Raw genomic sequence first — 12,712 nt, forward strand, 5'->3', positions numbered from 1 at the left:
ACCTCCTGCGGTCGCCTGCGTGAGTGGCAGCGAAATCTCCGTCATCCGACAGATGTTGTCCACAGCCGGCAAGAGCAGAGTCGATGACATCAGCACAATCGACCCGACAAGGACACCCGATGCACCTCCCCCACGCTCCCCACACCGCCTTCCGCAACGGCTTCTACTCCGACGACGGCCGTGACTACGCCGTACGACTGCTGCTCGGCTACTGCACCTCCGGTGCCGCCGACGCCGGAGAGGTACTCGCCACGATCGACGGGGTCGGCGACGGACACGACCGGGACTGGTACGAGGCGTGGCACGCTCTGGGCACCCGACTGGCCACCGACGCCGACCGTATCGCCGAGCGCGGACATCGCGTCAGTGCCGCCTTCACCTACCTGCGTGCCGCCACCTACCTGTCCGAGGCCTTCGACGCCCTCGACGGCATCGCCGACGATGCCGAGCGGTTGCCGGTGTTCGCCGCGCATCGGGCCGCGTAGGAGATGTTCATCGACAACGGTCCGTTTGTCGCCCAACGCCTTTCGATCCCTTACGCGGGGACCACCCTGCCCGGCTGGTATCTCTCACCCACCGACGCCGGCGACGCCGCACGGCCCACACTGGTGATGGTCAACGGCAGCGACGGGGCGGTCTCGGGTCAGTGGTCGTCCGGCGCCCACGGCGCTTTGCAGCGCGGATACCGCGTGGTGATGTTCGACGGCCCGGGACAGCAGTCCATGCTGTTCGAACACGGCATGCTGTTCCGACCGGATTGGGAAGCCGTGCTCACACCGGTGACCGACGTCGTCGTCGGATTGGCCGGAGTCGACACCGACCGTCTCGCGGTCTATGGCATCAGCCAGGCCGGTTACTGGGTGTCCCGGTCCATCGCCTTCGAAAATCGTTACGCGGCAGCGATTGCCGACCCCGGTGTGGTGGACGTCGAGCAGTCGTGGCTGGCCGGTCTACCGCAATCGCTGAGAAAGGTGCTGGCGGAGGGCAAGGACCACGAGTTCGATCAGATGATGTCGATCGGCATGAAGACCAGCAAGGCCACCAAGCGCCTGTGGGATTGGCGCGCCCGTCCCTACGGCCAGGACTCCTTCTCGGCGACGATGAAAACCGTTGCGCAGTACACACTCACGCCCGAGGTCGCGGCATCGATCCGGACCCCGATGCTGATCACCGCACCGGAACACGAACAGTTCTGGCCGGGGCAGTCCGCGCGTTTGGCCGCGATGTCCGGCGGCGACACCACCGTCGTCGATTTCACCGCCGCGGAGGGCGCGAGCTGGCACTGCCAGCCGATGGCGCGGGCACTGACCGATCAGCGCATGTTCGACTGGCTCGACGACACCCTGGCGAGCGTCTGAACCGTGCGGCGCCCGTCAGCCGCGACCGAGTCGCTGCCGGATCCGCCGGGTGATCGCGGGGATCTTCGAGGCGCCCATCAAGGTGCGGAATTGCCAACTGTCGTCGCGCGGCAGGACGCCGGCGCGTTGCACCGCGTCGAGGAAGTCATAGAGGGTCTCCCCCTCGGCCATCAGGCGGTCGGCGTTGAAGTGGTAGCGATCGACGGCCGGAGCCTGGATGAACCGGCCGTTGCCGTAGATCGTTGGGGCCGTGTCGTCGTACGGATACAGGCGCAAGGGCCCACTCCAGTGGCCGCTACCCATGTAACGGATGACGATGCGTACCAGCCCTTCCGGGGTGACGTCGACGTACACCTGGTCGGGCAGCGGATCGTAGCGCCAGTCCGGGATGGCGTCGAAGAACGCGAAGTTGTAGGTGACGAAGTCGTCGATGCCGACGATCGTGCGGCCGAAGGTGGTGACGTCGGTGTAGCGGACGTCGGCGGCGTACAGCTCGTCGTTGATGCTCATGTCGCGGACGAGGAAACTCCACCAGTACTTCTTGGCCCACGTCATCAACCACGTCAGATCCCGGTCGTGCACCCGACTGAGGTAGTCGAGTTTCTTGTCGAACATCTCGAACCACTCCAGGGTGGTGGCCTGCAGTTCCGCCTCGGGGATGGCCCGAATCGGCACCGCTCGATTGGAGTCCAGGAACTCGGGCACCGGCCGCGACAGCCTCGGTTGCGACAAGGCCTCCTGAAACGCTTCCTCGCTGTACATGCTTCGCCTTCCCCGCCGATCCGCCGCTTGCATCCGAAGTTGTATCGCATGATTCATGTTGAATCGGTTGATGTCAATATCTCCCGTGCCGGCCTGCGTCGCGCAGAGGCGGTGTCAAGATGGCAGGGTGAGTTCTCCGAAGCTGTGGCGCGGACAGCCGCTTGATGTCCGCTCGTCGGAGCGGCGTGAAGAGATCCTGGCCGTCGCCGAGGCACTGCTCGGCGACTCCGGAGCGTCCGCGGTGACGATGCGCGCGGTGGTGCGCGCCGCCAATCTCAGCCCGCGGTACTTCTACGAGAGCTTCGCATCCACCGACGAACTCCTGACGGCGGTGTACGACCGCGTCGAGGCACAGATGATCGAGCGGATCACCTCCGTCGGCACCAAAGACACTCTGCGGAAATCGGTTCGGGCGATCTTCGAGGCCTTCCGTGACTTCTTCGACGACGATCCGCGGCGCGCCCGCATCCTCCTTCGGGAACCTCTGGCCAACGAGGTTCTTCGCGAGCACAGCGCGGCCCGCATTCCGGCGTTCGTCCGGACACTGACCCCGGTGCTGGGACGTGACTCCGTCGCCGACGACGACGCGTCGCTGGCGATCTCGGCGACTGCGTTGTCGGGTGCCCTGGTCGCGCTCTACCTCGACTACTCCGACGGGCGCCTCCGCGTGGACCCGGAGCGATTGGTCGATGCGGCCGTCGATCTGGTGTTCGCGATCGCAGGGTTGACCGACGAGGGTGACGCGGCCTCGTCCCGGCCCTGGCTTCGCTAGATCGTCGCCAGATCGCACACTTCGGCGAATCCGACGCCGAGGCTCTCGACCAGGACATCGAGATCCGGTACGGCGGCGTCGTCGACGTCGATGCCCAGGCAGCAGTCGCCGATATAGGACAGCAACGTGACGTTGAACGCGGCCCCGATGGTCGGGCCGAAGGCGTACTGCTTGGTGATCTTCGCTCCGGCCATATACAGCGGGACGGGAGATCCCGGCACATCCGAGGCCAGGAAGTCGACATGCTCGAGCATCGCGCCGACCGCCGCGGAGGGCAGCACGTTGAGCGCCCCGGCGATCGGTTGGGCCAGCGGCACCGCAGGCTCGAGGCGCCAGTTCACGACGATCTCGTGGATTCGGGCGATCAGTTCCTTCGGGTCGGCGATGTCACAGGGAATCACGAAGCGCACCAACGTGATCTGGTTACCGCCGACTCCCTCGTCATCGTCGGGCCGGAGGTTCATCGGCATGGTGATCCGCAACCGATCGGCCTGCGCGTCGTGGCGGCGGTGGTACTCACGCATGCCCAGCACGATTCCGGCGAGGAACGCGTCGTTGAGGGTTCCGCCGCCGATATGCGACGCGGCCGTCAATTTGTCGACCGGAACGTCCAGCGTCGCCAGGTGGCGCCGCGTGCTGCGGTCGGTCATGACCGGCGACTGCGTCGTCATCACGGGTTCGACGATGCGAGCGACCGAGACGACCGTCTTCACGACACCACGCACCGCCTGGATCGGGCGGATGACCAGCCGAGCACCGAGCCGCACCGCGACCGACACAGACTCACGCACCAGCGAGGTGGCCGACGATGCGTACCAGCCGGCGGTGTCGAGCACCGACGGAGCGCCGGCGACCACTCCGGTGTCAGGTACTGGTTCCCGCGCGGTCCCCGACCGTTCGAAATCCATGATCTCCGCAGCGATGCGGATCGCGCCCACCCCGTCGGTCATCGAGTGGTGGAACTTCATCACCACGGCGGCCGCTCCGTCCTCCTCGAGACCGTCGAGGAGCGTGTACTCCCACATCGGTCGCGCCGGATCGAATGCGGACATGGCCTTGGTGCGGGCGACTTCGAGCACGCCTTGAAGGTTCTTGGGATACGGGGCGTCGAGTCGGCGGACATGCCAGCTCAGGTCGAAGTCCGGGTCGTCGACCCATCGTGGCGGCGCGAGACCGACATCGGGCACCAGCTTCCGGCGCATCGCCGGCAGGACCCGGGCCCCGCGCTCGGCAGTCGCGACGAAGCGATCCCAGTCCGGTGAGACATCGAGCAGCATGACCACCACCACCGTCGAGCGGAGAATCGGGTTCTGCTCCATGCGCCAGGAGAACATGTCCGTTTGGGTCATCCGGAGGGCATCGTTGCTCACAATGTCCAGTATTGGCCACTGGCGTCACACGCGGGAGAGTCTTTCGACACTCAGTTGGCGGGCCGCTCGTCTCGAGGCGAGATGGTGCAGAACTCAGACGTGCAGCGTGGGCCGGTAGGTGAGCTCCTGGATGTTGCCGTCGAGCGTCCGGCTCTCGAGCAGCTCGAGGTCGAAGTCGGCGGCACCCCGGAAGATCGGGCTGTCGCCGGTCTGGCCGGTGATCACCGGGAACAGCGTCACCTGGACACGGTCGACGAGGCCGGCGGCCATCAGCGCCCGGTTCATCGCGAGGCTGCCATGCGAGCGCAACGGCACGTCCGATTCCTCTTTGAGCCGCGCGACGACGTCGACGGCGTCACCGCTCACGACGGTGGCGTCCGGCCAGTCGAGGGGGCCGTCGAGGGTGGTCGACACCACCGTCGCGGGCAGGTTGCGCATCCGCGTGACCCACGGGTCGAACACCGACTCGTCGGCTCCCGAGGTGAACAGCTCGACGAACAGCCGATAGGTGTTGGGCCCGAGGATCATCCGCTGTTCCGGGGTGAACAGGGCGAGACGGTGCTCCAGAAGTTCGGGTCCTTGCTTACCCCAGTAACCGCCCCAGTCTCCGCCGCTGACGCTGCCGAATCCGTCGAGGCTGGAGAAGACGTCGAAGGTGTAGGTCGCGGTCATGATGCTCTCCTTGGGTACCGTTGATCGGGTTCTGCGGGTACAGACGTGAGGCCATCGCGAAACTCATCGCTCCTCGGGAGCAGCGGGAGGCGGCACGGAAACAGACCAGACCGCCCAGCCCCACTCCTCGACACGAAAGATGCCCATGACCTCGCTGTTCGTCCGCGCCCTGCAGTTGCACCAGTGGATCTACGAGAATTCCGGCGGTCTCGTCGGCCATCGTCTGCTGTTCGGCAATCCGACGCTGTTGCTCCGCACGACCGGCCGCCGGACCGGGCAACCGCGATGCAGCGCGCTGACCTACGGGCGCGACGGCGAACGGTATCTGGTCGTCGCCTCGAACGGTGGCTCACCGAGGCCGCCCGGCTGGCTGGCGAATGTGAAGGCCGACCCCGACGTCGAGATCCAGGTCGGCCGGCGCACGATGCATGCCACCGCCCGCCCGACGTACCCCGAGGATGCCGACTATGCACGCCGGTTCACGATCGTGGACAAGGTCAACAAGGGGCGCTACGCCCAGTACCAGAAGAAGACGACCCGCCCGCTCGCGATCGTCGAGTTGACGGTGGTGTGAGGCGGGCGGCGCGGGGTCAGCCCATCGCCCGGGTGCCGTCGGACAGTATCGGCGACAGGAACCCGAAGACGTTCCCGTCGGGGTCCACCAGATAGGCGAGACGGCCCACCCCGGGCATGTCGTCGGGTGCGAGGGCCTCGGTGCCGCCGAGGTCGAGTCCGCGCGCGAAGGTGGCGTCCACGTCGTCGACCGCGACGACGATGTTGCAGCCGCTGACCGGCGCGCCGACCTCGGGGCGCGGACCCCGGCGCTGGGTCAGTCCGCCGTTGATCCCATGTCCCGCAGCGCCTTGCGACATCGCGCCGTCGCCGGTCATGATCGCCCAGTAGGGCATGTCGCCGAACTGCTGAAACGACCAGCCCAACAGCCCGGAGTAGAAGTCGATCAGTTTCTGCGGCTCGGTTGCGTGAATCTCGAAGTGCACGACCAGGTTCGCCATGATGCCTCCCTAGTTGGGTGTGGCGACAACCCTACGCTCGACGGTGATCGCAGACGGCGAAACCGATCCCTGAGGAGCGAGCGAGGAACGCCCTTCGGTGCGCTCGCAAGCTCGCTTACGCAGGACCCGCGAGCGTCTCCTCCCGCTCCCTGAGGAGCCCGCGAGGAACGCCCTTCGGTGCGCTCGCAAGCTCGCTTACGCAGGACCCGCGAGCGTCTCCTTCCGCTCCCTGAGGAGCCCGCGAGGCGCTGGCCGAGCGAGCGTCTCGAAGGGTCACCCCAACTCGACGACGTTCACGGACCACCCGGCGGCGATCAGCCGGCCGACTCGTCGGCGTTCCTCGGGGTGGCCGGGCGGTCCGGTCGGGGTTTTGGGTTCGCTTGTGCCGGAACGATTCTGGGGTGACCTGCGCCGGTCTGGGTGGCGGCGGTGGCGGGCGAAGGCCTCGGCCACCTCCCGGGTGCGATCCACTTGCACCCGCGGTCGACCCTTCCCACGGCGGCCGTTACGCGTCCAGGCCGGGCGGCCGGCATCAGGTCCGTCGGTGACGATGTGGGTCGACCACTGGCCCGGCTTGTCGCCGACCATCCGATTGTGGGTCGGGCACGCGGCAGCCAGATCCTGGATGTCGGTGAGCCCGCCGTCGACCCAGTCTTGTTCGGCGTGATGCGCTTCGGTGCGGGTGAACGGCTGACTACAACCCGGGCAGGTGCAGGTGGCGCCGTCACGGGCCAGCAGCATCATCCGCTGGGCCTGGCTGGCGAACCGGTTGGCCCGCCCCAGATACAACGGTTGGGCGGTGTGGTCGGCAAACACCGCCAGATGCTCCTGCGCCTCGGCGGCCAGTTCGATCACATCCGCGATCGGCAGGAGAGCCCCACCGGCGGTGGTCGCCACCCCGGCGCGCTCGCGCAGTTCGGTTTCGCTGATGGTGATGATCAGGTGTGGCGGCAGCCCGCGGTGACTCTTGCCGAGTAGCCCACCGTCGGCGACCGCCTGCAACAGCGCGTGCAGCGCGTCGTGGTTGCGTTGCCCCGGCGTGCGGAGGTCCCGCTCGGCTGCCTGCTTCAGGGCCTCGGGATCGGCATCGTCCTTGCTTCCCGTGGGTGATGCATCGTCGTCGGGGTGGTTCATGCCGGGCGCCGCCCACGCGTCGAGCACCACGTCCAACAGGGCGCGGGTGACCGGATCCAACTGACCTTCGAGGGCACTCATGAGTTGGGCGTCCTGCTTGGACAGGTGCAGGCTGCGTCGCCGCGCCCGATCCTTCTCGTCGTTCAGGGCGCCATCGGGATCGAGATGGGCCAGCAGCCGCGCGCCGAGGGTGGTCAACTCTTTCGGGGTGTGCACCCGCGCGTAGTCGGCCATCAACTTTTCCGCCGCGGCTCGTTGCTCGGCGTCGAGCGTCGTGGGCAGCTTGTCGAGGGTGGTGATCACCGTGACCGCGTGATCGACACCGATCGCACCCTCGGCGTACGCCTCCGCCAGGGTCGGGCACTGCGGATCGAGCAACTCCCCCGACAGTGCGTGCAACGACAGCAGGGCCGCCATCTGCTTGCGACGTCGGCCGGGGTCGGTGATCCGCAACCGGTCCACCATGAAATCACTGAGGGAGCGGTAGCCTTCCTCGGCGACGATGTTGCGGTCCGAACACTCCAGCAGCCGCTGCAACCCGTAGAAGCTCATCCGCCGCGCGGAGCGTTCATGGGTGTCGGCGACTGCCACGATCTCGTCGGAGGAGGCCGGGGTGGAGTCGACGGCGGCGATCCGATCGAGCAGGTCGTCGAGTTCGCGGTAGAGCCCGACGATCTCCGCGACGTTGCCGCCGGTGGTGGTGTCGCCGGTCATCGAGCCCCCTCTCGATCTATTCGAACTGATGTTCGATAGTCTATCGGATGCGCTGGTCAGAGGCAAGGGGCAAGCAGGACCAGAATGCACCTTCGCGGCGGGGCCTCGTGCGCGGTCGGTCGGTTCCAGTGCGGCGAGGAACCCTCTGCGGCGTCCACATCGATGACCCCACAGCCCGGCAACCCCGACCAACTCGTGAACAGCACACCTAGCATGAGGTCATGACCCCTGCCCAGCTCCGCGCGTTCGTCGCGATCGTGCGGACGGGTTCGGTCAAGCAGGCCGCTGCCGAACTCGAACTCACCGAACAGGCGGTGTCGATGCATGTGGCGGCACTCCGCAAGAGTCTCGGCGACCAACTGTTCGGCCGGACACGATCGGGGCTCGCCTTCACGCCGGGCGGACTGCGGCTCGCGGCGCGCGCCGTGGAGATCTTGGGCCTCCAAGATCAGACCATCAGCGAGGTCGGGGCCGCCGCCGAAGGACGACGCACGATCCGGCTCGCGTCGTCGAGCCTGTTCGCCGAGCACGCGGCGAGCGGGCTGATCGACCTGTTCACCAAGCGCGCGAACGATCTCGAGGTCGAGCTGAGCGTGCAGTCACCGGACCGGTTCGCCTCGCTCCTCACGTCCCGCGCGGTGGACGTCGCGATCGGGCCGGCACCGCTCGACGCTGAGGTGACCGATAGCGGCCGCACTCTGACGATCAAGGACTTCCTCACCTATGACGTGGAGGCGCTGGCCGCACCCACTCATCCGTTCACACAACGACGGGCCAGCCCGGAGGAACTCGCCTGCGCGACATGGAATCTCGGACCGTCGGCAGCCGTCGTCCACGATGCCATCCCCGCGATGGTCAGGCGACTCGGCGTGCCCGACGACCGACAACGGATCTTCCAGAGCGATGCCGCCGCCTGGGAGGAGACCCAACGCGGCTCCGCATTGACTCTGGCCCCCACGTTCGCGGTGCGCGCGGAATTGCAGAGTGGACGCCTCGCCCGGGTGTCGGGCGCGCACGTGCAGAGCCGGAATATCTGGTGCGCAATGACTCTCGCGCATGAACCCACTCGCACGGCTGGTGAACTCATGCGATTTGTCGGGACACCGAAAGCGATCCAGGCGATGCTGCGGGGCACAGGTGTGCCCGTCAAGAACTTCCGTCCGGCGGTCTATGTGACGCTGTGGAATTGACGCCGCGGGTGCGTCATCGGCGGCGGGCCTGGGTGATGGCCGTGATCATGCCCGACAGGTCGTCGACGGTCGCGGCGGGGAGTAGCCGATCGCAGTACGGGAGCGCGGCGGCCATCCCGCCCACAAGCGGCAGATAGCCGGGAACCCCGGCCCGCGGATTGAGCCAGATCACGGTGAATGCGCGTCGCGCGATCTTCGCCATCACCCGGTCCATCTCCGACGGATCATCGGAATCCCAACCGTCGGAAGCGATCACGCAGATCGATCCCCGCAGCGCCGACGCATGTCGCGACCGCAGCAACTCGTCCAGGCTTGCCGCTATCCTGGTGCCGCCGAACCGATCCACCACTTTCTCGCCGGCCGCCTCGACCGCATCGTCGATGGACTTGCGGGCCAGGATGGGCGTCATCCGCGTGAGCCGGGTGGCGAAGGCGAACGTCTCGCCGCGGCCACGCCGCGACAGCGCACGCATGACGTGCAGGTAGACGCTCGTGTAGGCCTGCATGGATTGCGAGACATCGCAGATCATCACGATGCGGCGCTGCCGCCACATCGGGCCGCGGTAGGCGACGTCGGCGATCTCCCATCCGGTGTGGCGGGCACGAACCAAGGTGTGGCGCAAGTCGATCCACCGACCGCCGGAGACCACCCGCTCGCGTCGGCTGCGACGCCGCGGCCACACCTCGATCGCCTCGTCGAGCCAGTCCTCGACGCGCTGTAACTCGCGGGAGTCCAACTGGTCGAAGGGAATCCGCGCGACCGACTCGATCGCGCTCGGTCTCGGTATCCACACCGGCGCAGCGTCGGTGTCGTCACCGGAATCCTCGTCCACCGACATCCGCGGCAGCGTCGCCCAGGGCAGGCCGTCGGCATCGGCCGTGTCGTCGGCATGGGGTGCGGGCACGGCCAACTCCTGGTCGGCGAGTGGGCCCGCCGACGAAGTGCGTCGCAAGGCAACCGGGTCGAGCGAGAACACCGCGTGGTCGAACACCGCACCGAACACGGCGTCGAACACCGCCAGATCAGAGCGCCTGCGCACCAACGTGATCCGCGCTAACCAATAGAGTTCCCGGCGATCGGCCAGCGCAGTGCGGGGCAGCGTGCCGAGCGCTCGGCCGAAGACGGCGGCGTCGGCTTGACCGACCGGGACGCCCGCGGAGCGCAGCCGATCGGTGAAACCTGCGGCGAAGGCCGCCCGATCGACGCCGGCGAGGATCGGTCCGGCGGTCATCGGCGGTCGCACCGCTGTCCGGTCACAGCACCGCTCCCCGATCCAGCGCGTCGACCAGGGCGTCGTGGTCGTCGGGTGTCTTGACGAGGGTACCCAGCGTCGGGCGCAGTGTGTCCGGCATCAACTCGGCGACCCCGAGCGTGATCAGGGCCGACACCCAGTCGATGGCCTCGGCCATGCCCGGCGGCTTGTCGAGGTCGAGTTCGCGGACCCGGCCGACGAACACCGCGGCATCGGCGATGAGACTCTCCGGCGCGCCCGGCACGGTGCGGCGCAACACCGCCGCGACCTGCTCGGCGCCCGGATAGGCGATCCAGTGGTACAGACATCGCCGCCGCAGCGCGTCGTGGAGTTCGCGGCTGCGGTTGGAGGTGAGGACGACCACCGGGCGGCGCTGAGCCCGGATGGTGCCGAGTTCCGGGATCGACACCGCACCCTCGCCGAGGAACTCGAACAGCAAGGCCTCGAATTCGTCGTCGGCACGGTCGATCTCGTCGATGAGCAGGACGGGAGGCCGGGCACCGTGGTATCGGATCGCCGCCAGCAGCGGCCGCTCGGACAGGTATTCCGGTGCGTACAGGTCGGCGTCGGAGATCGACTCGGCGCGCGCCTCGGACAGTCGAATCGCCAGCAGTTGACGCTGATAGTTCCATTCGTAGAGGGCGTCGTGCGCGGCCAGCCCTTCATAGCACTGGAGGCGGATCAGGTCGGTGTCCAACGCGGCGGCCAGCGAGAGGGCCGCCGACGTCTTGCCCACGCCCGGTTCGCCTTCCAGCAGCAGGGGCATCTCGAGTGACGTCGCGAGGAAGAGCGCGGTGGCCAGGCCGTCGTCGGCCAGGTAGTCGACGGCGTCGAGCCGTTCGGCGACGTCGCGTGGCGAGGCAAACAGCGGATTCGGCGCGGTCATCGTGCCCGGCCCGTCGCGGGTATGTCGTCGTCCTGGGCAAGCAGCGCCCGGTAGTCGTCGTCGGTGTCGACGTCGAGGGGAACAGCGTCGTCGACGTCGACCGTGACCAGGTCGGGTCCTGACGCGTCGATCAGCTTCCAGACGGCCTTGTCGCCGTGGAGTGTTTGGAGCTGAGGAAAGATGCTGCGTCCCAACCAGAATGGATGACCGAGGCCGTCGCGGTAGCGGCATGCGCCGAGCGGCGCTCCGGAAGCGGCTGCCGCCAGGGATCGGGCCGCCGCTTCCCGGATACCGGGCTGGTCGCCGAGCAGCAGCACCGCTCCGGCGGCGCGTGGGTCGAGTTGTGCGATTGCCGCACCGATCGACGACGCACAGCCGGATGCGTGCTCGTCGTTGACGACAACGGTGAGGCCGTGCAGATCCACTCGGGCGGTAATGTCGTCGGCCGCGGCGCCGAGGGTGACGATGATCTGGTCGAATCCCATCCGGCGGACGTTGTCGAGGGTGGCCCCCAGCAACGTGGTGCCCCTGTACGGCAGAAGCTGTTTGGGCCGGCCGAGGCGACGGGACCTGCCGGCCGCGAGTACGACCGCGCACACCGGAGCGGTCATCGGGCCGCCTGCAGACCACCGCTCGTGCGGGCGATGAAGGCGTCTCGACATCCCGCGCAGCAGAACCAGTGTGAACCAGAATCGTCGTCGTGACGTGGCGTGCTGTCGGTGACGACCACCGTCATGCCGCAGATCGGGTCGACCTCGCGTGTTTCGGCGGGCGAGGCTGCGGCGCTGGCATTTTCGTGATCGCCATCGAGATCGGTTGCGGCAGAACGCGGTGCCCGCATGCCGTCGCGTCGAATGGCGGCCACCACCTGCGCGAGGATCGACAGCGCGATCTCGGCGGGGGTGACGGCACCGATGTCGAGACCGGCCGGGGTGTGGACCCGGTCCCGTTGCAGCGCAGATAGTTCCATCGCATCGAGCACCGCGGCCCCACGCCGGCGACTCGCCACGAGGCCGACGAACGGCACGTCTCGGTCGATCGCCGCGCGGATCACCGCGGCCTCGTCACCGCCGTGCATCGACACGATCGTCACGACCGGTGGGTCCGCCCCGACATCCGAATCGGCGAGACGTACCGAGTCCTCCTGTGTCACTTCGAATCCCAGGAGCCGGGCCTGGTCGATGACGGCCTGCGCGATGGGTGTGTCCCCCACGACCTGGATGATCGGCGCACAGCACACCGGTTCGATGAACACCTCCAGGGCGCCTCCGGACAGGCACGGATTCACCACCACCCGCGCACCCGGGGTCTCCGGGAACGTGTCCTCGCCATCCGGCAGGATGCGCAGCAGCAGATCCTTGCCGTCGTCGATCGCGTCGAGGCCGGCGCGCCGCACCGATTCGGCGGCGCATTGTCCGCCGACGAAGCCGTGCATCAGGCCGTCGGCGGTCACCAACGCCTGATCGCCGGCATGTGCCGACGTGGGCTTTTGCGCACGCACCACCGTCGCCCACGCATAGGCGACGCGGGCGCGGCCGAGTTCGGCGGCGAGTTCGGTGAGTGACCTCCGACCGTCCGGCGACATGGGC

The 12,712-nt window shown here is 67.7% G+C and carries 12 protein-coding genes and 1 pseudogene; 4 read left to right on the forward strand and 9 right to left on the reverse strand.

Translation table 11 applies throughout. From position 1 onward, the window contains the following. Window positions 1-119 precede the first annotated feature (119 nt). Window positions 120-1,358 (forward strand): annotated as a pseudogene (locus ACWDTI_RS23670) (alpha/beta hydrolase family protein). A gap of 15 nt (window positions 1,359-1,373) precedes the next feature. Here ACWDTI_RS23670 and ACWDTI_RS23675 read toward each other — a convergent pair. Next, window positions 1,374-2,120: a nuclear transport factor 2 family protein gene (locus ACWDTI_RS23675; RefSeq protein ID WP_449740578.1), complete on the reverse strand. Its 747-nt coding sequence runs from the start codon at window positions 2,118-2,120 to the stop codon at window positions 1,374-1,376. 127 nt (window positions 2,121-2,247) lie between these two features. Here ACWDTI_RS23675 and ACWDTI_RS23680 point away from each other — a divergent pair, with 127 nt between their 5' ends. Continuing rightward, window positions 2,248-2,892, forward strand: coding sequence for a TetR/AcrR family transcriptional regulator (locus tag ACWDTI_RS23680; protein WP_449740579.1), 645 nt, complete (start codon window positions 2,248-2,250; stop codon window positions 2,890-2,892). Here ACWDTI_RS23680 and ACWDTI_RS23685 read toward each other — a convergent pair. Next, entirely contained in the window at window positions 2,889-4,241 is a 1,353-nt protein-coding gene (locus ACWDTI_RS23685; protein ID WP_449740580.1) for a wax ester/triacylglycerol synthase domain-containing protein, read from the reverse strand. The genes ACWDTI_RS23680 and ACWDTI_RS23685 overlap by 4 nt on opposite strands. A gap of 114 nt (window positions 4,242-4,355) precedes the next feature. Next, window positions 4,356-4,934 carry a dihydrofolate reductase family protein gene (locus ACWDTI_RS23690; protein ID WP_449740581.1) on the reverse strand — a complete coding sequence of 193 codons (579 nt, stop codon included), beginning with the start codon at window positions 4,932-4,934 and terminating at the stop codon, window positions 4,356-4,358. A 145-nt stretch (window positions 4,935-5,079) separates the two neighbouring features. On the opposite strand from ACWDTI_RS23690, the gene ACWDTI_RS23695 reads away from it, so the two are divergent. Continuing rightward, entirely contained in the window at window positions 5,080-5,508 is a 429-nt protein-coding gene (locus tag ACWDTI_RS23695) for a nitroreductase family deazaflavin-dependent oxidoreductase (RefSeq protein ID WP_449740582.1), read from the forward strand. Between the two features lie 16 nt (window positions 5,509-5,524). Here the strand turns inward: ACWDTI_RS23695 and ACWDTI_RS23700 are convergent, their stop codons facing one another. Both ACWDTI_RS23700 and ACWDTI_RS23705 read right to left on the reverse strand, forming a co-directional pair. Then, on the reverse strand, window positions 5,525-5,947 hold the full coding sequence (locus tag ACWDTI_RS23700) for a VOC family protein (protein WP_449740583.1): 423 nt from the start codon (window positions 5,945-5,947) through the stop codon (window positions 5,525-5,527). 273 nt (window positions 5,948-6,220) lie between these two features. Then, window positions 6,221-7,795: a DUF222 domain-containing protein gene (locus ACWDTI_RS23705; protein ID WP_449740584.1), complete on the reverse strand. Its 1,575-nt coding sequence runs from the start codon at window positions 7,793-7,795 to the stop codon at window positions 6,221-6,223. 221 nt (window positions 7,796-8,016) lie between these two features. Between ACWDTI_RS23705 and ACWDTI_RS23710 the strand changes: the two genes are divergently transcribed. Next, the gene (locus ACWDTI_RS23710) at window positions 8,017-8,985 is read left to right on the forward strand and encodes a LysR family transcriptional regulator (protein WP_449740585.1); all 969 of its coding nucleotides are present in this window, start codon (window positions 8,017-8,019) and stop codon (window positions 8,983-8,985) included. A gap of 13 nt (window positions 8,986-8,998) precedes the next feature. Here the strand turns inward: ACWDTI_RS23710 and ACWDTI_RS23715 are convergent, their stop codons facing one another. From ACWDTI_RS23715 to ACWDTI_RS23730, 4 genes are read right to left on the reverse strand one after another with little or no spacing between them, the layout of a single operon-like run. After that, the gene (locus ACWDTI_RS23715) at window positions 8,999-10,216 is read right to left on the reverse strand and encodes a vWA domain-containing protein (RefSeq protein ID WP_449740586.1); all 1,218 of its coding nucleotides are present in this window, start codon (window positions 10,214-10,216) and stop codon (window positions 8,999-9,001) included. A 22-nt stretch (window positions 10,217-10,238) separates the two neighbouring features. Beyond that, on the reverse strand, window positions 10,239-11,123 hold the full coding sequence (locus tag ACWDTI_RS23720) for an AAA family ATPase (RefSeq protein ID WP_449740587.1): 885 nt from the start codon (window positions 11,121-11,123) through the stop codon (window positions 10,239-10,241). Then, on the reverse strand, window positions 11,120-11,734 hold the full coding sequence (locus tag ACWDTI_RS23725) for a nucleotidyltransferase family protein (RefSeq protein WP_449740588.1): 615 nt from the start codon (window positions 11,732-11,734) through the stop codon (window positions 11,120-11,122). The genes ACWDTI_RS23720 and ACWDTI_RS23725 overlap by 4 nt, the downstream gene beginning before the upstream one ends. Next, window positions 11,731-12,708, reverse strand: a complete 978-nt coding sequence (locus ACWDTI_RS23730; protein WP_449740589.1) for an XdhC family protein — start codon at window positions 12,706-12,708, stop codon at window positions 11,731-11,733. The genes ACWDTI_RS23725 and ACWDTI_RS23730 overlap by 4 nt, the downstream gene beginning before the upstream one ends. Window positions 12,709-12,712 lie beyond the last annotated feature (4 nt).

Source organism: Gordonia sp. NPDC003424, from assembly GCF_053588655.1.

What these genes read in the sequence shown, in the direction of transcription:
- ACWDTI_RS23675 (WP_449740578.1), bottom strand. Translation starts at nt 2,120, where the DNA reads ATGTACAGCGAGGAAGCGTTTCAGGAGGCCTTGTCGCAACCGAGGCTG.
- ACWDTI_RS23685 (WP_449740580.1), bottom strand. Translation starts at nt 4,241, where the DNA reads ATGACCCAAACGGACATGTTCTCCTGGCGCATGGAGCAGAACCCGATT.
- ACWDTI_RS23690 (WP_449740581.1), bottom strand. Translation starts at nt 4,934, where the DNA reads ATGACCGCGACCTACACCTTCGACGTCTTCTCCAGCCTCGACGGATTC.
- ACWDTI_RS23695 (WP_449740582.1), top strand. Translation starts at nt 5,080, where the DNA reads ATGACCTCGCTGTTCGTCCGCGCCCTGCAGTTGCACCAGTGGATCTAC.
- ACWDTI_RS23700 (WP_449740583.1), bottom strand. Translation starts at nt 5,947, where the DNA reads ATGGCGAACCTGGTCGTGCACTTCGAGATTCACGCAACCGAGCCGCAG.
- ACWDTI_RS23705 (WP_449740584.1), bottom strand. Translation starts at nt 7,795, where the DNA reads ATGACCGGCGACACCACCACCGGCGGCAACGTCGCGGAGATCGTCGGG.
- ACWDTI_RS23710 (WP_449740585.1), top strand. Translation starts at nt 8,017, where the DNA reads ATGACCCCTGCCCAGCTCCGCGCGTTCGTCGCGATCGTGCGGACGGGT.
- ACWDTI_RS23715 (WP_449740586.1), bottom strand. Translation starts at nt 10,216, where the DNA reads ATGACCGCCGGACCGATCCTCGCCGGCGTCGATCGGGCGGCCTTCGCC.
- ACWDTI_RS23720 (WP_449740587.1), bottom strand. Translation starts at nt 11,123, where the DNA reads ATGACCGCGCCGAATCCGCTGTTTGCCTCGCCACGCGACGTCGCCGAA.
- ACWDTI_RS23725 (WP_449740588.1), bottom strand. Translation starts at nt 11,734, where the DNA reads ATGACCGCTCCGGTGTGCGCGGTCGTACTCGCGGCCGGCAGGTCCCGT.
- ACWDTI_RS23730 (WP_449740589.1), bottom strand. Translation starts at nt 12,708, where the DNA reads ATGTCGCCGGACGGTCGGAGGTCACTCACCGAACTCGCCGCCGAACTC.